The sequence below is a fragment of the Chryseobacterium metallicongregator genome, assembly GCF_031324065.1.
GTDB lineage: Bacteria > Bacteroidota > Bacteroidia > Flavobacteriales > Weeksellaceae > Chryseobacterium > Chryseobacterium metallicongregator.
On the sequence record NZ_JAVIXS010000003.1, the window covers coordinates 320,266 to 343,839 of the forward strand.

General features: G+C 36.1%; 13 protein-coding genes. 8 read left to right on the forward strand and 5 right to left on the reverse strand.

The genetic code is table 11. The features are described 5' to 3' along the window. Window positions 1–43: 43 nt before the first annotated feature. The 3 genes from REB14_RS05740 to argS all read left to right on the forward strand — a co-directional run bounded on the left by REB14_RS05740 (window position 44) and on the right by argS (window position 6,218). Window positions 44–2,962 carry a SusC/RagA family TonB-linked outer membrane protein gene (locus tag REB14_RS05740; RefSeq protein WP_079243177.1) on the forward strand — a complete coding sequence of 973 codons (2,919 nt, stop codon included), beginning with the start codon at window positions 44–46 and terminating at the stop codon, window positions 2,960–2,962. A 2-nt stretch (window positions 2,963–2,964) separates the two neighbouring features. Then, the gene (locus REB14_RS05745; protein ID WP_309521730.1) at window positions 2,965–4,329 is read left to right on the forward strand and encodes a SusD/RagB family nutrient-binding outer membrane lipoprotein; all 1,365 of its coding nucleotides are present in this window, start codon (window positions 2,965–2,967) and stop codon (window positions 4,327–4,329) included. A 128-nt stretch (window positions 4,330–4,457) separates the two neighbouring features. Continuing rightward, a complete protein-coding gene (gene argS / locus REB14_RS05750) occupies window positions 4,458–6,218 on the forward strand; it encodes an arginine--tRNA ligase (RefSeq protein WP_309521731.1) in 1,761 nt (586 codons plus the stop codon). Window positions 6,219–6,273: 55 nt separating this feature from the next. Here the strand turns inward: argS and REB14_RS05755 are convergent, their stop codons facing one another. The 5 genes from REB14_RS05755 to ccoN form a co-directional block, all read right to left on the reverse strand. After that, on the reverse strand, window positions 6,274–7,245 hold the full coding sequence (locus REB14_RS05755; RefSeq protein ID WP_309521732.1) for a YihY/virulence factor BrkB family protein: 972 nt from the start codon (window positions 7,243–7,245) through the stop codon (window positions 6,274–6,276). Between the two features lies 1 nt (window position 7,246). Further along, complete coding sequence (gene tamL, locus REB14_RS05760) at window positions 7,247–9,574, reverse strand: translocation and assembly module lipoprotein TamL (RefSeq protein ID WP_309521733.1); 2,328 nt, start codon at window positions 9,572–9,574, stop codon at window positions 7,247–7,249. Then, window positions 9,574–14,601 (reverse strand): translocation/assembly module TamB domain-containing protein, encoded by a 5,028-nt coding sequence (locus REB14_RS05765; RefSeq protein WP_309521734.1) that lies wholly within the window; start codon window positions 14,599–14,601, stop codon window positions 9,574–9,576. Before REB14_RS05765 ends, tamL begins: the two co-directional genes overlap by 1 nt. A 289-nt stretch (window positions 14,602–14,890) precedes the next feature. Beyond that, the gene (locus REB14_RS05770) at window positions 14,891–15,778 is read right to left on the reverse strand and encodes a cbb3-type cytochrome c oxidase N-terminal domain-containing protein (protein ID WP_062672552.1); all 888 of its coding nucleotides are present in this window, start codon (window positions 15,776–15,778) and stop codon (window positions 14,891–14,893) included. A gap of 19 nt (window positions 15,779–15,797) precedes the next feature. After that, window positions 15,798–18,077, reverse strand: coding sequence for a cytochrome-c oxidase, cbb3-type subunit I (gene ccoN, locus REB14_RS05775; protein WP_079243171.1), 2,280 nt, complete (start codon window positions 18,075–18,077; stop codon window positions 15,798–15,800). Window positions 18,078–18,261: 184 nt separating this feature from the next. On the opposite strand from ccoN, the gene REB14_RS05780 reads away from it, so the two are divergent. The 5 genes from REB14_RS05780 (at window position 18,262) to REB14_RS05800 (ending at window position 23,437) form a co-directional block, all read left to right on the forward strand. Continuing rightward, on the forward strand, window positions 18,262–18,555 hold the full coding sequence (locus REB14_RS05780; RefSeq protein WP_079243170.1) for a helix-turn-helix domain-containing protein: 294 nt from the start codon (window positions 18,262–18,264) through the stop codon (window positions 18,553–18,555). A gap of 286 nt (window positions 18,556–18,841) precedes the next feature. Beyond that, window positions 18,842–19,690 (forward strand): hypothetical protein, encoded by an 849-nt coding sequence (locus REB14_RS05785; RefSeq protein WP_309521735.1) that lies wholly within the window; start codon window positions 18,842–18,844, stop codon window positions 19,688–19,690. Between the two features lie 207 nt (window positions 19,691–19,897). Continuing rightward, window positions 19,898–21,811: a sensor histidine kinase gene (locus REB14_RS05790; protein WP_309521736.1), complete on the forward strand. Its 1,914-nt coding sequence runs from the start codon at window positions 19,898–19,900 to the stop codon at window positions 21,809–21,811. After that, a complete protein-coding gene (locus tag REB14_RS05795) occupies window positions 21,808–22,422 on the forward strand; it encodes a response regulator transcription factor (protein WP_309521737.1) in 615 nt (204 codons plus the stop codon). The genes REB14_RS05790 and REB14_RS05795 overlap by 4 nt, the downstream gene beginning before the upstream one ends. A 190-nt stretch (window positions 22,423–22,612) precedes the next feature. Further along, window positions 22,613–23,437: a hypothetical protein gene (locus tag REB14_RS05800; protein WP_309521738.1), complete on the forward strand. Its 825-nt coding sequence runs from the start codon at window positions 22,613–22,615 to the stop codon at window positions 23,435–23,437. The last annotated feature ends 137 nt before the right edge of the window (window positions 23,438–23,574 follow it).

The window sequence follows — 23,574 nt, forward strand, 5'->3', positions numbered from 1 at the left end:
GTTAACAAAAACACAATTTTGCTGAGTAAAAATTAATTTTGATATGAAGAAACTAACAATGAGTCTGCTTGTTGTGGTATTATCCTCTTCTATGGCTATTGTAAACGCTCAACAGAAGAAAAAAGATACCATTACACAGACAAAAGAGATTGAAGGTGTGGTAGTAACTGCACTTGGGATTAAAAAAGAGAAAAAAACAATAGGATATGCTACTTCACAAGTCAATGGAGATGATTTAAAAAAGTCAGGGGAAGCAAATATTATTCAAGGTTTAGCGGGAAAAGCTGCGGGAATTCAAGTTACAGGCTCTTCTGGTACGCCAGGAGCTTCAAGCAAAATTCTGATTAGAGGCCAAAAGTCAATTAATCTATCAAGCCAACCTATTATAGTTTTAGATGGGCAGATTATTGATAACTCTGTTAATAATAATGCGGGGCAGGGCAGTAATTTGGCTGGAGTAGATGACTCGAACAGAGCTATTGATATAAATCCTGATGATATTGAAAGTGTATCAATTTTGAAAGGTGGTGCAGCAGCAGCGTTATATGGAGAAAATGCTAGAAATGGTGTAATTATTTATACAAGTAAGAAAGGGAGAAAAAGAAAAGGAATTGGAATTGATTTTTCTACAGCTGTATCTTTTGATATGATTACTCGTTTACCGAAACTTCAAAAAACCTATGCCGCTGGAACTAACGGAGCTACCTATATTGCACCTGCTCAATATGGTTCTGATGGTTTTGCTACCACATCGGGAACCAATCAAAGTTGGGGACCATTAATTTCAAGCGTAACTGGTTTGAAGGCCTATGATAATACTAAAAACTTCTTTGAAACAGGTGTTACACAAAATTATAATCTGGCTTTTTCAGGAGGTGGAGATTATGGTAATTTCAGAGCTTCATTTGGACATATTGATCAAACGGGGATTATTCCAAATACATCGCTTAAAAAGACAAGTTTTGGGGTGAATTCTGAATTTAAGTTAACTGATAAGCTAAAAGCTGGAGCTGATGTAAAGTTTTCAAATACAAATGGGTTAAGAGCTCAGAAAGGGAGTAATACTGCAGGAGTAATGTTGTCTTTACTGAGAACACCAACAACCTATGACCTTAGAGATTATCAGACTGTACAAGGATATAATAAAAATTATTTTGCAGCATATGACAATCCATATTATACAGTATACAATAATCCATATAAAGACGAGACAAACAGATCCATTATTAGTGGTTATTTAACTTATAATTATAATAAAGCCTTGAATATACTGTTGAGAGCGGGGGTTGATACCTATACAACTCATGCTCAGCAGAATTATTCATTCTCAAGTAATGGTAATTCAACAGCTGACCGAACAGGGCAGGTCGTTGTAGACACTTATACACAAAGTCAATATAATTTAGATTTAATCTTTAGTGGGTTGGTTAACTTTACTGATAACATTAATTTGAATTATAGTTTTGGGGGGCAGATAATTTCTAAATTTGGAAATGATCAATATACTCAAGGATCTACAATGTTGGAACCTAATCAATTCAACCTTTCTAACTTTACGACTTTTGTTTCCAATAATACAGATTTCAAACAAATTAAAAGAGGGATATTAGCTTCGGCAGAATTCGGATTTTACGACCAGTTTTATTTAACATTAACAGGTAGAAATGATTGGAGCAGTACATTGCCTAAACAGAATAGTTCCTATTTCTATCCTTCTGTTTCAGGATCTTGGCTGTTTAATAAGACATTAAATTTACCAAACTGGGTTAACTTAGGAAAAGTAAGAGTAGCTTATGCGAAAACTTTTGCATCTGCTAATCCATACAATATTGTTAACACTTATGGAACTCCAAACTATTTTGATACATTTGGTCCACAATTAACTTCTCCATATTTGGGAGTTGGAGCCTATGGGCTAACTACCATTGCGAAAAATCCAAATTTAAAGCCTGAGCGAAATGACGAATTTGAAGTCGGTTTAGAATTAGAATTATTTAAAAGGTTACGCTTAAATGCGAGTGCTTATAAATCAACCAACTATGATCTGCTTATCCAGGCTCCAGTTGCACCATCTTCTGGATTTCAGAATTATTTCACCAACGGTCCTACAGTTGAAAATAAAGGTATAGAAGTAGAATTAGGGTATGATATTCTTAAAAATCAAAACTTTAACTGGAGTGTAAACCTTAACTGGGCTAAAAACGTAAATAAGGTCGTTGAAATACAAGACAATTTAAATTTCTCCAGTGAAGGCGGTGATTTCTTTTCGGGAAATGTTGTTCCCGCAATTATTAAGGGGCAACCGCTTGGTGTTTTTTATGGAACCGCGTGGGAAAGAGATTCATCAGGAAATGTAATTATAGGTTCTGATGGCTTACCGCTGGTTTCTGCACAATCTCAAATTATAGGAAATCCTAATCCAGACTGGTTAGGAGGAATCAGAAATAATTTCAGTTATAAGAACTTGTCTTTAAGCTTTTTATTAGATATTCGTAAAGGTGGAGATATTTGGAATGGAACATTAGCGAGATTACATAGATTAGGAATGAGTCAGGCTTCTGCTGAAGACAGATCTGCTATGTATGTAATATCTGGTGTTACTGAAACAGGAGCTCCTAATACAGTAGCAATTAATAACAAAACTTATTATTCAAGCTTTTTAGGAGATGGATCTGGTAGTGCAAATGAACAACAGATGGAAAGAGATATAAATTGGCTTAGGTTAAGAGATATAAGTTTATCATACAATTTTGGTAAAATGTTATCTAGTACTCAAACTCTATCTTTTATAAGAGATGCTCAGGTTACTTTTTCTGCTAGAAACTTATTTTTAATTACTAACTACAAAGGTGTAGACCCTGAAACATCTATTGCTGGTGCAAGTTCAAATACTAATGGATTTGATTACTTCAATAATCCAGGGACAAGAAGTTATACCCTATCATTTAAATTTACTTTTTAATTATGAAAAAAATAATATACATACCTATAATTATTGCCGGAATATTTCTCAATTCTTGTCAGCATGAGCTAGATACATTTAATGAAAATCCCAATAGTCCTACACAAGTTACATCTCCTAAAACTTTATTTACCGGTGCAGCAGTAGGAACAATTAATAATTCAACAGGTAACTTGACAAGACAAATAAGTTTGTTGGCTCAGCATACTAATGGAAATCAGTTTCAGTCATTAAATTATACCAATTATTTTTTAACAGAATTGGATAATGAAACAGATTGGTCTAATATTTATAAGACTGGAGTAAATCTTCATCAGATTATCACTCAGTTTGGGGATAAATATCCTTATTATTCAGGTATGGCTAAGATTTTATTAGCTATGAATATGGGATATGCTACTGATGCTTGGGGAGATATCCCTTTCTCAGAAGCATTTCAGGGGGTTAATAATTTCTCTCCGAAATATGATTCTCAGCAAAATGTTATTGCCCAGATTCAAAGTTATTTAGATAGTGCAATAATAGATTTATCAAAACCTGGAAATGCTAATTTAGGGCTACCGGCAGGTGATGATATTTTTTATGCAGGAAATACAGATAAATGGAAAAAATTAGCCTATGCCATTAAAGCACGATATGCATTAAGATTAACTCAAAGAGAAGGAAGTACTGTAGCAGCTCAGAAGGCTTTAAACTACTTGCAAAACTCGTTTACATCCAGTTCGGATAACTTGGTGGCTCGGTTTGATGGAGGAAATAATCAAAATCTTTGGTTTGCATTTGATAATCAAAGATCAGGTTATATGTCTATGGGAAAATATTTTATAGATCTTTTAAAGAATAGTAGTGATCCAAGGCTACCTCATTATGCTGGATTAGATGCATCCGGGGGATATTCTGGATCAGCTCCGGAAGAAAGCAACACAGATGCTTCTCCTTTTGGGAGTTACTTTGCAGGAAGTGCAAGTACATCGAATATAATATTTAGCTATAGTGAAATTAAATTCATAGAAGCAGAAGCACAATTCAGACTGGGAAATACGGTAGGTGCTCAAGCTGCCCTGAAAGCTGCTGTAAGTGCATCTTTGATAGATGTTACTGGTGCTGATAATCCTGTCTTTGCTACTACAGCTTCAGCCGCAGTAACATTACAGAATATTATTACTCAAAAATATTCTTCCCTGTTTACTACAATGGAGCCTTATAATGATTGGAGACGTACAGGCTTCCCTGTATTAACCGCTAATCAAAAAAGCCAATCTAAAAAAATACCTTTGAGATTAATAACTCCTAAAGCTGAAAGAACATTAAATAATAATGCAGCAGTCGTGAGTGATGTGAGTATACCCGTTTGGTGGGATAACTAGGACCATTTAAATTTTTAAACCGCCTTCGGGCGGTTTTTTTATTTCCGTATATTTGTAACTCAGATTTTGAGCTGAGACACACTTTAAAAATGTTTCAGCGATAAGCATTAAAAAGAGAATTTAGAAACATGAATATTAAATATATTATAGAACAAAAACTTTCGGAGGTCATTTTAAATGTATATCAGTTAAAAGACATCAAGCTGGAAGTTCAGGAAAATAAAACGGAATTTGAGGGTGATTTTACCATTGTTACTTTTCCGTTGGTAAAACAATTGAAAAAAAATCCTGAAAACATCGGGGTTGAATTAGGTGAAGCTTTGACAGAGCAGACGGAAATTTTTGAAAGCTTTAATGTGGTAAAAGGTTTCCTTAATGTGAAGGTGAAAAATCAATTGTTTGTGGATAACTTCAGATCTGTAACTAAGAATTTTTCCACTATAGAAAAGAAAAATGCTACGGTAATGGTAGAATATTCTTCACCGAATACCAATAAACCACTTCACTTAGGGCATATCAGAAATAATTTATTAGGATTTTCAGTAGCTCAGATTTTAAAAGAAGCCGGATATGATGTAATCAAAACTCAGATTATTAATGACAGAGGTATTCATATCTGTAAATCTATGCTGGCCTGGGAGAAATTTGGAAACGGAGCAACGCCTGAAACAACGAATACCAAAGGAGACAAATTTGTAGGAAACTACTATGTAGAATTTGATAAAAACTACAAAAAAGAAATTGCAGATTTTGTAAACCAAGGTGTAGGAGAGGAGCAGGCGAAAAAAGAAGCTCCGGTGATGAAAGAAGCTCAGAAAATGCTTTTGGATTGGGAAAATGGTGAAGAAACTGTAAGAGCACTTTGGGCAGAAATGAACTCATGGGTTTACAAAGGTTTCAATGAAACGTATAAAAGATTAGGGGTTGATTTTGACCAGGTTCAATATGAAAGCAACACGTATATTTTAGGAAAAGATCTTATTCAGGCGGGATTAGATAAAGGTGTTTTGTATCAAAAAGAAGATGGTTCTGTTTGGTGTGATCTTACCGATGAGGGACTTGATCAAAAGCTATTGCTTCGTTCAGACGGTACATCAGTCTACATGACGCAGGATCTTGGAACAGCAGTAGAGCGTTTCAAGCAAAATAATATCCAAAAGCTGATCTATACAGTAGGAAACGAACAGGATTACCACTTCCAGGTTTTATTTAAAATCCTGAAAAAATTAGGGTATGAATGGGCAGATCAGTTGTTCCACCTTTCTTACGGAATGGTAGAACTTCCTGAAGGTAAAATGAAATCCCGTGAAGGAACTGTAGTAGACGCAGATGATCTGATGCAGGAGATGTACGAGACGGCAAAATCTAAGGCTCAGGAGTTAGGAAAACTGGAAACCCTTTCAGAAGAAGATAAAGAAGCATCTTATGAAACAGTAGGATTGGGAGCATTGAAATATTTCATGCTTAAAGTAGATCCTAAGAAAAAAATGCTTTTCAATCCTGCAGAAAGTATTGATTTTAATGGAAATACAGGTCCGTTTATTCAATATACCTATGCACGTATTCAGTCGTTATTGTCTAAAGCAGGTGCTTTACAGTCCGAAACTGCTGATATTGAATTGAATCAATCCGAAAAAGAATTGATTATGCAGTTGACCAACTTTAAAACTGTGGTTGCTAAATCAGCGGAAACGTTAAGCCCGGCTTTGGTTGCCAACTATGTTTATGATCTTGTTAAAGCCTATAACTCTTTCTATCAGAATAATCCAATTCTGAATCAGGAAGATGAAAATGTAAAACAATTCCGTTTAAATATTTCAGATATCACAGCAAAGACGATCAAAAAATCGTTAGAGTTGCTGGGAATCGGAACGGTAAACAGAATGTAAAAATAGAAAGCCTCCTGAATTTCAGGAGGCTTTTTTATTATAAATCTATTTAATACTAAGATTGTTTTGATTCCGAAGTTTCTGGACTTTTGGTCTCTTCTTGATTATCCTTCATCTGTTTCAAACTATCAGCGTACAGCTTGGCTGGAGTCCACCGTGCATGTTTGGAAAGAATAACTTTATATCCTTTTTTGTAAGTATAAACTTTGGTAAATTCTGCGCCGAAGAATATCAGCATACAGGAATAATTGATCCACATCATAATCAGAATGACGGTTCCGGCAGCGCCAAAGGCTGAAGTAGGTTTTACCTGGTTAAAATAGAGGCTTAATAAAAATTTTCCCAGCGTAAATAAAACAGTAGTGAGAAAAGCTCCTTTCCATACCGGTTTCCAGCTGACCAAAACATCAGGCAAAACTTTAAACATTAAAGCAAATAAGAGCATGACAAGTCCAAAGCCTACAGCGAAATTCACGGTTTCTACCAGCATATACGTTTCAAAACCAAAATATTGGGTGATAATCGTATTAAACAGACTGATCAGAGAAGATAAAATCATGGTGATCATCAGAAGAAATCCCAGAATAAGAATCATCCCTAAAGAATTCGCTCTGTCCAGCAGAAATTTAACCAGTGCTTTTTTGGGAGCTGCTTCCACTTCCCAAAGTGTATTTAATGAATGCTGAAGCTGAAAGAAGAGGGTTGTAGAACCGAAAACTAATGACCCGACTCCCACTGCCTTCATAAAAATATTTTTTTTATCAATAAGAGCTCCGGCCAGCATTCCTTCGATACTTTTTGCCACATCTGGCCCCATAATACCGCTGATTTGTGTGCTGATCTGCCCACGGATAGCTTCTTCACCAAAGAAATTTCCAAGTACCCAGATAATAATGATCAATAATCCCGGAATAGAAAAGATGGCATAATACGCAAGACTTGCTGAATCTTTTGATGCAGTAGAATTGTTCCATTCAGTAAATGTATCTTTAAGAACTTCCCAGAAAAATTTAACAGTATTGATCATATTAAAAAGGATATCCGATGGCAATATTAAAAACAAGATTATCTTTTCTCCAGCTTGGATCTCCGAAATTAATTTTATCGAAGGTCCATCTGTCTCCTTTCTGATAGTAAGGAACTCTCAGTGGCATGGCCAGATCCAGTCTTAAAATCAGGATAGAAAAATCCAGTCTCAGACCTACTCCGGCTCCCACCGCAATTTCATTTAAAAAGTCTTTTGAAAATTTAGCGCCCGGTCTGTCTTTATCGTCGTGAAGCAGCCAGATATTTCCGGCATCTACAAAAACAGCAGCATTTAAAAATTTATAAAGATTGGCTCTGTACTCAGCATTTAATTCCAGTTTGATATCTCCAGACTGGTCAAAGTAAATGCTCGGATCTATCGTTCTCGGATCAAAACTTCCCGGTCCTAATGTTCTTGCACGGAATGCTCTGATACTGTTACTCCCTCCTGAGAAAAACTGTTTAGAGAAAGGAATAAATTCTGAATTTCCGTAAGGATAAGCGATTCCTCCGATAAATCTCGTTGCCAGTGAAGATTTTTCAGTAAACTTATGATAGAATCTTATGTCGTTTTCAATCTTTACATACTGGCTGAAAGGAATTCCAAATATTTTCTTCTCTTTGTCCTTTTTTACATCAGCTCCGGTAACCAGACCTGTAATATTTCCTGCCAGATCAAGTGTTCCTTTGTAGTAAAAGGTATTGGTTCTTGGCAGCATCGTATTAGTGTAGGTATAAGAATAGGTAGGACCGAAAATAAGCTGTTTGGCTACAACTCTTTTCAAGGCAGGATTTTTTGCAGAGATAGATTCATATTCTGCAGTGACATTTGCAGGAGAAACCAATGTAATATCAATCACTTTCAGATCATGTTCTTTCCTTGCATTTTCTTTCCATAGATATCCGAATGATCCGGTGAAATTATTAAGCGTGTAATATTGGGTTCTGTTTTGGAATTCATATCCCAATGTAATATTTGTTCTGGGAACAAATTCACTGGAAGAATGAAAACGGAATGGTGCTACAATTCTCGGAATAGAAAGTTGTACGTTTGTTCCTGCACGGAAAATATTATTGGCATTCTGAGCGCCTCCCATCTGAAAATCAAATGCTCCGTAGATGGCGGCTTTGAATTGCTCTGCACCGCGGAAAAAGTTTCTGTGTGTCCAGTTCAGGTTCAGCTCACTACCTGCATAATTGGCAGAGTTTGTTCTTCCCAATGCTTCCAGGCGAAGCGACTGGACTTGTCTAGGGGTCAATAGATAATACGCATCAAATTTATGGCTTAAAGAGTCAGATACAATGAACTCATTCTTTACAAATTTGAAGACACCCAGACTGATTAATCGGTTCAGGGTAAGATTATGATTAGAGCGGTTATAAAGATCTCCTTTTTTGAAATATAAAGCTCTGTCAAAAATTTTTGGTTTGAATTTATGCTGAGGATCAATAACATAAATGTCGTCAAAACGATATTTGGAAAGAGAATCTTTATCCATCGGGATACTGTATTTACCATCTTTTACGTCCTGAATGTTGTAATTGGGAAATACAATAACATTATCAATGCTAAACTGCTGCGTTGCTAAATCAGGGGTATTGTCTTTCAGTTTTACATTAAGTTCCACCTTATGATTTTTGCTCACCGTACTGTCAGCCTGAACAATAATATTATCGGGATGGAAATAATAAAAACCTCTTTCTTTTAACCTATTGTCAATTCTGTCTCTTTCAGCTTTGATAACATCCAGATCAAATGGTCTTCCATTTTTAAGAAGCGTTTTATCCGTAAGGTTTTGAATTTCCTGATTAACCAGTGTAGAATCTTTCTGGAATTTTACGCCGTCAATCAGATATCTGGAACCTGGTCTTACCGTATAAATAACCTGAGCTTTTTTATTCCTTGAAACCGTATCATAAGAAGCTTTAGCATTGAAATATCCTTTATTTTCAGAATAATTTTCAATGATATCTTTATTGAACTCACGGTCTACATCACCCAATAATACAGGCTTTTCACCCACTTTATATTTTAGCCAGTAATTAAAACCCTTATCCTTTTTAGGTTCCTTGGCTATATTATAGAAATACAGCTTTGGGCGCAGTCCTAAAAACGTAGAATTGGGTTTTGGAGTAAGATTGGCTTCTAAGGCAGCCTGAAGATCTTTTTTTTCTTTTTTGGAAATTGTATCATTCTCAATCTTCACTTTGGCTCCTGTATACAGCATCTGGCCTTCTTTCAAAAACCTGGTATTGCTGCACGAAATTACCGTGGATGCCATTCCGGAAACCAACAGATACTTACAATATATATGGAACTTATTACTCATTATTTAAATTCTACCACTTGGTTATTTTGATTTTTTTTTGGCTTCTTCTCTTTAGATTTCTGGAAAATCTCGCGGAATTTGTCATAATCCAATGTAATGATGAATCCAACTCCGGTCTCTATGATCTGCCCCTGAAGAGCCACCTGATACTCATCTTTACGGTAAGCTCGTAACATATACCTTCCATCTTTAGAAAGGCTGTAATCTACTGAAACATTACCCGCAATATTGGTCATATTTTCATTTTGACGGGCCTGACCTTCCAGTCCGAAATTACTTCCTACCGTTACTTTCAGTCGGTCATTCAATAATTTTTTACTGATATCTACATTCAGGTCAGTTCGCGTATTTTTTTCTCCGGTGGAATAATCTTCTGAAGAATCAAGACCAAAATTAAGATCTACTCCTTTAATTAGTCCTGCGGCAAGATTGTTCAGCTGCTGAGAAAGAATTTTACTCACACTCTGTCTTGCCATAGTCTCTGCAGACATTCCAGCTCCACTTTCAAATGGATTTTCTCCGATAAAACGGTTCAGAAGAAGTAAGGCAAACACCTGCTTATTCAGCTCGGATTCCTGAGTTCTGATCTGGGCAAGCTTTTGATCTACAACATCTTTCACATTCGTAGATACAGAATTATTTTTTTCATCTGTAGTGATATCAAAAGTAAGCTGAGGCTTCAATAATTCCCCTTTCATTTTTAATAAAGCATTGAAAGGAACTCTCTGCTTAAACTGATTCAATGTTGAAGCACTTTCTCCACTGATCTGCTGTTCTACAAGGTCAATAGGCGCAGCTTCTGTTTTATAAACGGCGGTAATATCCATTTGGGCCGTTGTAGGTTCACCGGTCCATGTGATAGTACTGCCTTTCTGGATGTCAAATTTACGTTTCAGGAAACTCACAGAAAGATCATAACTTCCTTTTTCCACTTCATATACTCCTACCAATGTGGTTTTTCCTGACGGATCTATTCCTCCGGTTAACTCTGCTTCACCCTGGAGCTGTACAAAATCACCATTGGCTTTATCAATGATCAGCGACAGTTTTGCTTCTTTGCTGACTTCAATATTAACACTCACATCCATCCCTTTGATACGGCTTTGCGCATTAAGAGAATCTGCTTTGATTGTTTTGTTTAAAACCACCTGATCCTGATCCACAAATTCTACAATACCATCTCTTTCCTGTAAAGTAGGGCTGGATTGAGGAAGAACAAAAGTGAAATCCGTATTGTCTGCCACGCTCAGTCTTCCATCTACTTTTGGAAGATCAAGGTTTCCGCGGATATGAAGTCCGGCATCAATAGCAAGAACACCATACATCATTGCGTCATTGGATTTTTCTGAATTGACAACTTTAAAATCTTTAGCATTCACATTCAGGTTAAAGGCGAAATCTCTGTAGGTCTGAGTCAGGACCTGTCCGTCTACAACAAGAGCATTTCCGTCTTTATCTTTTATTTTAAATTTATCAAACTCGATTCCCTGGCTTGTAAAATCTATTTCATCACTCAGGTGTCTGAAATCACTTCCTGTTTTGGCAATTTCCAGTCCCGCATCATTGAATTTTACTTTTCCTAAAATATTAGGTTTATCAGTCGTTCCAGTGATCTTTAAATTTCCGGAAAGATAACCTTCTGTATTGGTAATCGCATTCATAGAAAACCCTTGAATACTCTTCATCTGAAGCTGGTTGATTGCCATATTCAGATCAAAAGTACTGGAAGAAGTATTGTAATCACCCAGGATTTTTACGTCATTATTATTTCCGGAAAGGGCAATATCTGCATTTAAAACTTTCGGTGAAGCATTGTTCACTTTTACCGCAAGATTTCCAACAGGGCTTCCGTAGACGATTAAATCAGAAATATTAAGATCCGAAGTGAAGGTCATATTTTTAGTCACATCACGAAGTTGTGCTGTCCCGTTAATAGTTCCTCTTGCCAGAACCGTATCTTTTTTAATGAGTTCCGTAATGGTTTCAATCTTGAAATCTTTCAACGAAATATTTAAAGGACTGCTTGGGCTGCTACTTTCAGACTGAACGGCAATTTCACTGTTTCCATTGGAAAGTATGAAATTATCAGCCAGAATTCCCTTATCGCTGATCTGAATTTTGTTATTTTCTGCAACATTCCAATCCGTATAATTAAGTTTAAGTCCATTCGGATTCAGGGATATTTCGGTAATATCATTCAGTGATTTTGCATTTCCTGCAATCAGGAATTGGGTAGCATCTTTCTCATCTTTTGTCGTAACATTGTAGCGAATGGTGTTGTCAGCAACATCTCCATCAATATTGATTTTGTTTAAAGAAAAACTTGAGCTTTTCAATGCTGCCACATTCAGACTGTACTGCAATGCCTGATTTTCATTGGTGACTTTCAAGGCTCCTTTTTCAATGGTATTTTCACCATACAGTAACCTTGGGGTCTGTCCGTCAATCTCTATTTTTTGAGAATCTGCATCATAATTCCCGACAAGATTGATCGTTTCAAAATCTTTCAGATCCGGCACAAATTTTCTGATCAGATCATCATTTTTTACTTTGGCGGTAAAGGTAAAATGTTGTCCCGGATCAATTTTCTGGGTTTTATCCGGTTTCTGGAATTGATAATATTGATTGATCGTTTGGGTTAAAGCACCAAAGATCTGGGTAAGTTTATATTTTCCTTTCAGTTCCACATCTGCAATCTGAGAATTGAAAATAATCTGAGTAGAATCTATTGTGGATGATGCTTTCAGGTTAACTTCCTGTACCGGATAAACCTCTTTCGTATCAGAGAATGCAAAATCTTTAAGGTTTAGATAGCCATTCAGATTATTTGGATCTAAGCTGGTGAAATCTCCATCAATTTTTCCGGCAATGATCATTGGCTTTTCATAGAAGCCAAGTTTGTTGACATCCAGCTTGATGACTTCTCCATTGATTTTTACGGTAGGATTTTTTTCATCATACACACCGGAAGCAGCCAGCTGTAGACTGGCATTCGGGTCTTTTGAATCTAAAATCACATGATATGCTCCTTTGTTGATCTTTCCGGTAAGGTTCATATTTTGATAACGATATCCTTTGTAGACGGCAGAAGCAACATGCCCTTTTAAATCCGCTTTGGCATTTTTAAAATCAAAACTTTCTCCTTTTGCGGCAATTTGTGCGGTGATGGGACCAATATCTTTGTTCTGAATAATTTTTCCTACCTGTATTCCCTGAAGATTGGCTTTTACATCATACAGTTCGTGATTCTTTCTACGCATGTCTACCTGCGCGATGATGGCTGCATTTCCTAAAGTAGAGTAGAGGTTCAGATCAGTATTCACAACCTTAGTTGTACCTTTTGCATTTCCTTTAATGCTGAAATGGGAAGGAAGCGAAATATTGGAAGGAATCGTATTTTTAGGAACAAGATTGAATATCGTTTTGGCACTGGAAGAAAACTCTCCGATTCTCAGATCGTAATACAGCTGATCAGGATTCATCGCATTTTTGATCTTTCCGGAAGCCATTACTCTCAATTGATCCAGCCCGGAAACTTTAAGATCCTGAATTAAAAGATCATTGACGCTTCCTTTTACATTCGCATTTACGTTAAGGATTGCGTTCGGATATTTGTTGAACGGAACGGTATTTTTTAAAGTAGGAACCAGATTCAGAATGTCGGAGAATCCTATTTTTGAATCTTTGATATTGGCTGCAATCTTTACAGCACCTAAGTTTGAGCTGAGCTGATCAATGGAGTTATAGTTTAAAATAACCTCATCACGTAATATCGTTTTCGGGGTTTGAAGATAAAGGTCTTTGAGATAAGCTTCCTTTTCAGCATATACAAAATCCGTATTGAATTTTTGGATATCCAAGCCTCTGTTTTCTTTGATTTCTGCAGAATTTACTGTTCCTGCAAAAGTATTGTTCTCCATTTTGAAGCTTCTTACCTCAACATTCATTTTTGAAAAATTGAGGTGATTGAAGTCTATACCTTGTTTAGTTGGAGCAATAGCAGTATTGTTATAAGTTGCCTTTACATCATTCAAAACAAGTTTCCCTAAGAGAAGTTTCATGGCTTTATCCTGATCGGAAGCTTTGGAAACCTCAGGTTCCTGTGTTTTTTTCGGATTGGCATTCTGAGCGGGAAGGTAGAGATTAGCATTGATGTCTGCTCCGGAAAGAAATATATTGGCTACATGGTAGGCATTGTTCTCCAGATCAAGCTTATTAACCTTTGTGCTCAGTTCTTTAAATATAACTTTTGCGAATGTTTTGGTATTTTCATCACCGTAATCAATATCGAAATGAGTAAGTTTAATGCCTCTCAATCCAATATTCATCGGTTTCTTTTCATTGAGAGAATCTACTTTTTTCTCTACTTTTTGAGCAACTTCTTCTACGAGTCCCTGCTTTAACTTTAATTTTAATCCGTCAAGATTGATGTCATTGACTGCATATTTGTTTTTGCTGAGATCAAAAGTTTTGACTCTGGTATCGAACGACTTAAAATAGAGTTTGATGTCATTCTTCGACTGCTGGTCGTTGAAGGTTACTCCAATATCTTTTAAATTGATTTTATCAAGAGAAATAATAAAGGGCTTGGAAGGGCTTTCTTCTTTATCGCTGGAGGCAAATGCATCAATAATATAATCAAAATTGAATTTGCCATCCGGTTTCCGTACCACATTAGCACGGGCACCTTCCATACTGACTGAAGTAATATCTGCTGTAGAATTAAGGAGTTTCAGCATGTGTAAACCTACATCCAGTTTCTTTACTGCCAGAAGAGTATCTACATCTTGCCCTTTGAGGTAGAGATTTTCCATGACAAGGCTGTTGGGAAATCCGATATAAACTCTTTCAAGTTTTACCGGAGTTTTGATTTTTTTCTCCAGATAAACAATGAGCTTGTCTTTGATAAAGTTTTGGACGGCAGGAAGTCTTAAGCTTAGTATCAACAGGGTAAGAAGAACCAATATTGAAATAAAGGTTATTGCAATACGCCTTAAAAGTTTTGTAGTGTTGATTTTCAGTTTCAAATGCGAAGTGGTTTCTAACAAAGATAATAATACTATTTTATTTGGTCCTTGTTGTGGTACCCTTTTGCGAATGCAAAAATCCTGCCTTGGCTGTCTTTTTATGGAATTTCTAGTTTGTAGTTGTCAAGTGAATAGTTGAGTAAGACAGCCAAAGTAAGGATTGTTATTGGTAAAAAACGCCCCCTTTTATCATTTTTTTAATGTTGAAAAGGTTAGTTAGCAAAAATGAAAATTCAAATGTTAGTAGTTGTAATGGGGGCGTGGCATGGTTTATATGATAGATAATAATTTAGTTGTTTCCGTTTTCCCATTTCACTTCTTCTCCCTGAGGAGCAGCACCTCCTTGTGCTGTAGTGATAGGAGCAGTTTCCTGGTTGATGTGATAAATATAAGCGGCAATCTTTTCAGCATCTCTTCCGGTAATGGTTCCTTCCTTAATGAAAGGTCTCATGGTAGGATTGTTTGGAGAACCGTTTTCAAGCATCCAGAATACATTTTTAAATAAGCTTTTTTCTTTAATATTGATCCAGTGGGTATCGGTAAGGTTAGGACCTATACCACCTTTTCCTCCGTCACCGTGGCAGGTAACACAATTCGTTTTAAACAATTCCTGTCCTTCTGCAATATTATCTGCACTGTATTTTGCTGATTCCAGATTGATCTGAGGAGCTGTTTTCTCATACTCAGCAATGGAAGCTAACATCGTTTTTGTTTCTTTGGTATATTCTGCTTCCGGATGAGCATAGTCTGTGAAAGAAAAAGCAAACAGATAAACTGCACAGAAAATACATCCGAACCAGAACAAGCCGATCCACCATTTCGGAAGAGAGTTGTCAAGCTCTGTAATGCCGTCAAAACCATGGTCGATAAGAATATCTTTTTCTTCCGTAGCAGTTTGTTTTTTGAAGGCAGAGTTCCATAATTTCTGATAGTACGGAACTTTCTTTTCTTCCAGGTATTGTTTTTTCTCTTCCTCGGATAATCTGTTGAAACTTTCATTTTCCACCAGATCTCCAATAGAGTTCATAATCAGTAACAGGATAGTGGCGATTAATATCAGCGCCCAGAAAAAAGGAGAAGAAAAATATCCTGAATCTCCGGCGAACATTTCAAAGGCCATGATCGTTAAACCTATCGTAGTTGCGATATATATTGAAATGGGGGTTCTCGTTTTCATTGCAGTTTAATTTTAAATGTTACTCTACGCTTGCGGTTTGTACCTGTGTTGTTTTAATGTCTGTACCTAATCTTTGCAGGTAAGCAATCATTGCCACAATTTCTCTTTGTTCAAGCGGTACATAGGCAGATCCTTTTGCTGTTTTTTCTTTTACCATCTGATCTTTTACATCGGTTGCTTCAGCGTAAATTCTCTGTACAATTGCTTTAGACTGGTTGTCTGCCCATTGGTTGGCAGAATCAATCTGAGCTTTTGTATAAGGAACATCGAAGGCATTTTTCATCAGTTTCATTTTGTCCACCATTTGAGTTTTGTCCAGTTTATTGGTAATTAACCATGGGAAACGTGGCATGATAGAACCGGCAGAAGTAATTCTTGGGTTATACATATGTTTGAAGTGCCATGAATCCGGGTTTCTTCCTCCTTCTCTGTGAAGATCCGGTCCTGTTCTTTTAGATCCCCATAAAAATGGTCTGTCGTATACGAATTCTCCCGCTTTGGAATACTGTCCGTTTTTTCCTTCAAATCTTACAACTTCGTCACGGAACGGTCTGATCATTTGTGAGTGGCATGAGTTACATCCCTCACGGATATATAAATCTCTACCTTCCAGTTCCAGTGGAGTATAGGGCTTTACTGCGGTAATTGTCGGAACACTTTGCTTCAGTGACAATGTAGGAACAATTTCCACCAATCCACCGATTGCTATAGTGATGAAAGCTAATACAGAAAGGAGAGTAGGTGTTCTTTCCAACCAGAGGTGTACACCTTCGCCTTCTTTTCTTGTGCTTCCGATATTGGCTAATGCAGGAGCCTCCGCAGGAACGTTTTTCTGGAATGAACCGGCTTTAATCGTTTTGATAACATTGATTACCATTAAAATTGCTCCGGATAAATATAGTATTCCACCTAAGAATCTCATTTTAAAGTATGGAATAATTGCCGTTACCGTATCCAGCCAGTTTTTCCACAATAAAGTTCCGTCCGGATTGAATTGCTTCCACATTAATCCCTGTGTAAATCCTGAAATATACATAGGTACTGCATAGAAGATGATTCCTAAAGTTCCTAACCAGAAGTGCCAGTTGGCTAATTTTTTAGACCAAAGAGATGTTCTCCACATGATCGGAACCAGATAATATACCACTCCGAATGCCATAAAACCATTCCATCCAAGAGCTCCCAGGTGTACGTGGCCGATAACCCAGTCGGTATAGTGACCAATTTTATTTAATGATTTTGTTGCCAATAAAGGCCCTTCGAAAGTAGCCATACCATAACATGTAACTGCTACAACAAAGAATTTTAGAATAGGATTTTCTCTTACTTTATCCCATGCTCCTCTTAAGGTAAGAAGACCATTCAGCATTCCTCCCCATGACGGTGCAATCAACATAATAGAGAATCCTGTTCCTACCGCCTGAGCCCATGCCGGTAAAGCTGTATATTGCAGGTGGTGAGGCCCGGCCCAAAGATATACGAAGATCAGCGACCAGAAGTGAATGATGGATAATTTGTATGAGAAGACCGGTCGCTGAGCTGCTTTTGGCATAAAGTAATACATCAGACCTAATACAGGGGTGGTTAATACGAATGCAACCGCATTGTGTCCATACCACCATTGTACTAATGCATCTTTTACACCTGCATATACAGAATAAGATTTCCAGCTTGTGAAAGATAACGGAACTTCAAGATTATTGAAGATGTGAAGCATTGCTACCGCAATCCAGGTTGCCAGATAGAACCAGATTGCTACATATAAATGTCTTACTCTTCTCTTAGCAATAGTTCCGAACATATTGATTCCGAAAATGATCCAGGAGAAAGCAATTAAGATATCAATTGGCCATTCATGTTCAGCATATTCTTTAGAAGTATTGATTCCCATAAGGAAAGTAATAACCACACTTACAATCATAAACTGCCAAGACCAGAAGTGAAGCCATGAAAGCGTGTCACTGTACATTCTGGTTTTAAGAAGCCTTTGCATACTGTAATAAGCACCACAGAAAAAGGAGTTACATACGAAAGCAAAAATTACCGCACTGGTATGAAGCATTCTGATTCTCCCGAAGCCCATCGCTCCCTGAGTATTAATCAGTCCCTGAATATTCCCCGAAGCTAAGCTTTTAATCGTTGTATCATCCGTACCGAATAAAAATTCAGGCAATTCAGGATAAAAAAGCATCAATGCAGCTGTAAGCCCCAGCAGAAATCCTACAAGTCCGAATGCGACAGTCGCATAGAGGAATGCTCTGACAATATTATTGTCATAATTAAATTTTTGCGTCTCCATAAATTCCAATAGTGTTTACCGAAGTGATATTTTCTCTGAAAAAAGTTCTATTTTTAAGTCTTTTCTATGTCGAAAATAAATATCATGTAACGTGTATAATGTTTTGCCAAAGGTATTTATTAACTTTGTTGGAGACTAATAGCTAATCTTCTAAAATATACCGAAAACTACTAAAACAAAAACGATGAAAGTATGTGGACAAAATATCAGGAAAATACGTAGGAGCAGAGATCTTACGCAGGAATATATGGCTTTTGAAATGGGGATTTCCCAAAAGGCGTATTCCGATATTGAGAATTCCAAGGTGAAGATCAATCTGGAGATACTGACTAAAATATCCGATATTTTAGACATCAAACCATCAGACATCTGTAGTATTTCGCATAAGTGTGGAAACAATGAATATGAAGATAAATATCAAAACCTTTTGGAATACATGAAAAAGAATAATATTTCTGTTCCGAAAGAATTTTTATAGCCTATAAAAATTTCACTTTTACTTACATTTAATTATCATAGAAGAATGATCTCCTTGGACAGAAGGAGATCATTTTTTTGCGAACAAAAAAGACTGTGTTTTCAGTATGCCTGATGACCATGACATTGATGAGGGAACAAATGTTTGGTTTTTCAAATTTATTATAATGAATATATTATACATATCTAATTATGTAGAAAAAAATTCACATAATTGTGGATAAATGTTTACAATAAATTTAATTTTCTATAATATATTTGTCTTAAATATAAGGCTGTCCTACTGAATGAAGCTTCTCTACTTTATTTCATTTCTGTTTTTTCTAAGTGTCAACGGGCAAAGCTATACTACCCAGTGGTACAACATGGACAATGGTTTGCCTCAAAACAGCATCAAGGACATTGTAAAAGATAAGTATGGTTTTATATGGCTCTCTATGGAAGGCAGAATTGTACGGTATGATGGAAGTAATTTCGTTGAGTACAAAAATTTTAAACTTAAAAACTTAAGTTTTGGTGATTTCTCCGGAAACATCCAAAAAGACAGTATTGCTGTTTTTAATGCTTCTGAGAAAGATGCTCTGATGATTTCCCATAGAAGTCCCCATATTATATCTTCCAGACTGATATCGAGTTCCGGAAACAGGGCAGATAATAAAATATACAAACAAATTTTTAAAAATAATTTCACGGTACGGTATGTTTCGATTGTAGATTCGTTTTTCATCCATTTAAATACGGGTTCTTATTATTTTGAAAAGAATGGAATTATCTATATTGAAAAGAAGAATAAGAAGCGTACGGAAATTGATCTGACATTTTCACAAAGCAGATTAAACCGATTGTTTGTTCATGGGGATTACGTTTTTGTTGCTGATGCTGAGAATAAAAAAATTCTTCAGCTCTATCAGGGAAAATATTCTTATATCAATGCACCATCTGTTTATACTGATCCGGAAACCAAAATTTACTGGCAGCAGATTACCGGACAGGTGTTCATCATCAGTCATGGTAAAATATACAGAAGTGAATTTTCAGATGGAAAATTGAAGCTTACTTATTTGCTGGAATATAAAGATATTGATAAAGATATTTCCGGTGCTATGTTTTACGATGAAGCGGCCCGGAAGTTATAGATCGGGAGTTCTATTCATGGGCTTAAAATCCTAAGCTTATCCGATTTTTCGGTTTCCAGAAAGGACTTATCTTATCAGGATGAGGTTTGCTATGCTGCATTACCCTATGGTGATAATTCTGTTCTGACATCAGAAGGTATTAAATACTATCAGAATAGATCAGAAAGACTATATCCTGCTCCCCAATCTTATGATAAACGGTATATTTTGGAAGATAATGCCGGAAATCTGGTTTACAGGGAAAATAATTCCATTTACATCAGATATAAGAACAGTGGATTTACAAAATATGATTCCATTTCTTTTAAAAATAAGGAACTTGATGGTCTGTATAAAAGTGGAGCGCTTTATATGGCATCGCTTGTGAGCGGAAAAGGGTCTTACCTTTATCTGTTTAAGAAAGATAATTTTAAAGAAATTGAAAGAATTATTCCCTGTAAAGATAATATAGATGCTGTTCTCCGATATGATAAAAACTTTCTCTATCTGGGAAGCAGTGGTGGAATATATGTGTATTCACTTATCGCGAATAAAGTGGTGAAGCTTATCGGAAAAGGTCTTCCGGTAAAACAAATTATAAGGACAAAAGATGGAAGTATCTGGTTTACCACATACAATAGAGGGCTTTACTTAATAAAAGATCAAAAGACAATCAGGGTTCCGTCTGATAAAAATGATTTCCTGGCGAATGCCCATTATCTGTTGGAAGATAAGAATTCCAACCTGTGGATCTCATCCAATAACGGATTGTTTAAAATCAATAAAAATATACTTTTACAATATATAAAAGATCCGAAAGGAGACCTCACTTATTACCGATACACCAAAAAACAGGGACTGTTAAATAATGAATTCAACGGAAGTGCAAATCCCTGTGCCCACATTCTGAAAGATGGACAGTTTGTATTTCCTTCCATGGAGGGATTCGTATTTTTTAATCCTGAAAATGTAAAAACGTATTATCCCCAGCTTGAAGACATACATCTGGAAAGAGCAAAGATAAAAGGAAAGATGATTCAGGTGAAAGATAAACTCTTTCTGGAACGAGGGTATAAAAATGCAGAAATCTATATAGATGTTCCTTATTATTCCGATTTTGAAAATATTTATTTACAGGCTAAGCTTGACAATGAAGACAGCTCATGGATAAATATTAAAAATGATAAAACATTCCGGCTGGCCAATATAGATCCGGGAACCTACAATCTTCTCGTTCGGTTTTTATCTTCTGAAACAGGGAAGTTTATTTATAAAACCATTCCTGTAGAAGTAGAACCCTATTTTTATCAGACACTTATCTTTAAAATACTGATCGCTGGGATTATTATTTTCATTGTTTTGGTGATTGTACAGAGCAGGACCAATTTTTTAAGACTGAAAAATAAAGTTCTGAAAAATACCCTTGTTCATAAAGACAAAGAACTTCTCGAAACGAATAACAAACTTAAAAATGAGTCCGATTATCAGAAAAAACTGGTAGAAAGTATCAGTCATGACATTACTACACCCGTAAAGTTTATTGCTCTTCTTTCGCAGGAACTCAACCAATCTGATGATCCAAAGACTCAGAAAAAATATTTTGACAGCATTTATAAAACCTCAGAACAGCTCTATAAATTTACGTTAAGCCTTAAAGAATATACAGAATTATACAAACAACAAAATAGTGCGGAAGAAGAATATTCCGTATATGATCTGATTGAAACCAAAAGATTGCTGTTTGAAGAAATTGCAGCGCAGAAAAATACATTTATCTACAACTTTTGTGATCACCAGTTGACAACACGGCTCAATAAAAACATTCTCCTTGCAGTTTTCCACAATATTATAGATAATGCAGTGAAAAATACTTCAGACGGAGAAATTACCATCACATCAGTTTCCACAGCGTCCCATATGGAAATTAATATTTCAGATACAGGGAACGGAATGTCTGAGGAACAGAGAATTTACTATTCGGGGCTCTTTAAGAAAAAAGAAAATGATGAACATATGATTTTCAAAAACTATGGGTTAGGTCTTCATATGGTTGTTCAGCTGCTCATGAAGATTAATTCCGAAATGACTTTTCATAAAAATACTCCGAAAGGAACCACCATTAAAATCTTTATTAAAATATGACGAAAAAAATACTCATTGCAGATGATCATCATGTGGTAAGAATTGGAACCGCGATGATTCTGGAGAAAAATTTTAACCATTTTGAGGTCGATTTTGCAGAAACCTATGATGAGGTAAAACAGAAAATACAATCGGAAAAATATGATCTGGTTATTCTTGATATTGAACTTCCGGGAAGTATTCTCAAATCAATGGTGAAAGAGATCAAAGCAATTGCTGAAGATATACTTATCTTAATATTTACATCCTACAAAGAAAATATTGCATTGCAATACATTGAAGAGGGCGCAAATGGCTTTTTGAATAAGCAAAGTGATCCCGAAAATTTTGTCAAAGCTGTTGAGGCACTCTTTAAAGATGGACAGTATTACACTCCGGAGATATTGAATGAATTGCTGAAAGGAAATAAAAAACGAAAAGCCATTGAGAATTTATCAGAGAGAGAACTGCAGGTTTTTAATCTTCTGGCAAAAGGAAATGGGAATCTTGAAATCGCTAATGCTCTTGATATCGAAGAATCTACCGTAGGAACTTATAAAAGAAGGGTTTATCAAAAATTAAAGATCACCAATCTTGTTGAATTGCTGGAAATCTATAGCGAAATTCATTAATACAACTTCTTTAAAGTCATAATATCATTACACTTTTGTGGAAAAATACGTACAGTTTCTGTTCGTTAAATACCCGTTTTTAGCGGTAGGTTAGTCTCTCATTAACTTCGGTCTGCCAGATGAAGTTAACAGAAAAATATTTCACAAAATTGTTTTGCTTTTTTACGAATAATAATTAAAACCAATTTCAATGAAAAAGATGTATGTTATGACTTTAGGGATTTTTGCAAACGTGGCGTTTGCACAAGTTGGGTTAAATACTCCAAATCCCCAGGCAATGTTTCATTTAGACGGAAAAAAAAATAATGAAACCTCCGGCCCTGTTAGTATTACCAATCAGATGGATGATGTAGTGATGACTGCTGAGGGTCGTTTAGGAATCGGGAATAATAACCCGGCAACGAGTTTGGATATTAAAACTGCAGGAACATTAGCGGTTCCGGTGTCGGGAATAAAGATTGTAGACGGAGCCCAAAACGAAAATTATGTGCTGACTTCTGATGTCAACGGGAATGGTCTATGGAAACCTGTAAGGCTTACAGTGGTAAGAGGAACAAATGGAACGGGTATTGATATCCCTTTCACCTCCACGGGAACATTTCAGTATACGGGCTCTTATATTGATCTGCCTCAGGGAAAATGGCTGGTTACAATACAACAACTTATTATCCCTACAGGAACTGCATTAATCAGTGATCAATGGATGTGGATAAGGACAAGCTTTTCAGATCAGCCTAATATTAATCCGGGAGATACCGCGAATATTTCAGGAGATATTTTTGAAGCACCTGTTTTAGTAAGCGGCCTTATTCAGGGGCCTACATCTTCTTCACTCACAAGATTTTCTATCATTCAGGGAAGTTTAATTGTTAATAACTCATCTGGTGCAGTAAAAAGGTATAAATATATTGCCGGAAATAACGTGATTGGAGGTGCGCCATCAGCAGGAAGTTTATTTCAGGGATTCGGAGGTAACTATTCCGAGAATATTATTTATGCTGTACCTACAAACTAATTTCTCAATAATGCTTTAAAAGCTCTTTCAACAGAAGATCAATGATTTTATTATTTATGTGCGGAAAAAGCCTTGACAAATTGTTAAGGTTTTTTCTTGTCCTGTGAATTACAAATTGTCAATTTGCCCCATGGAAT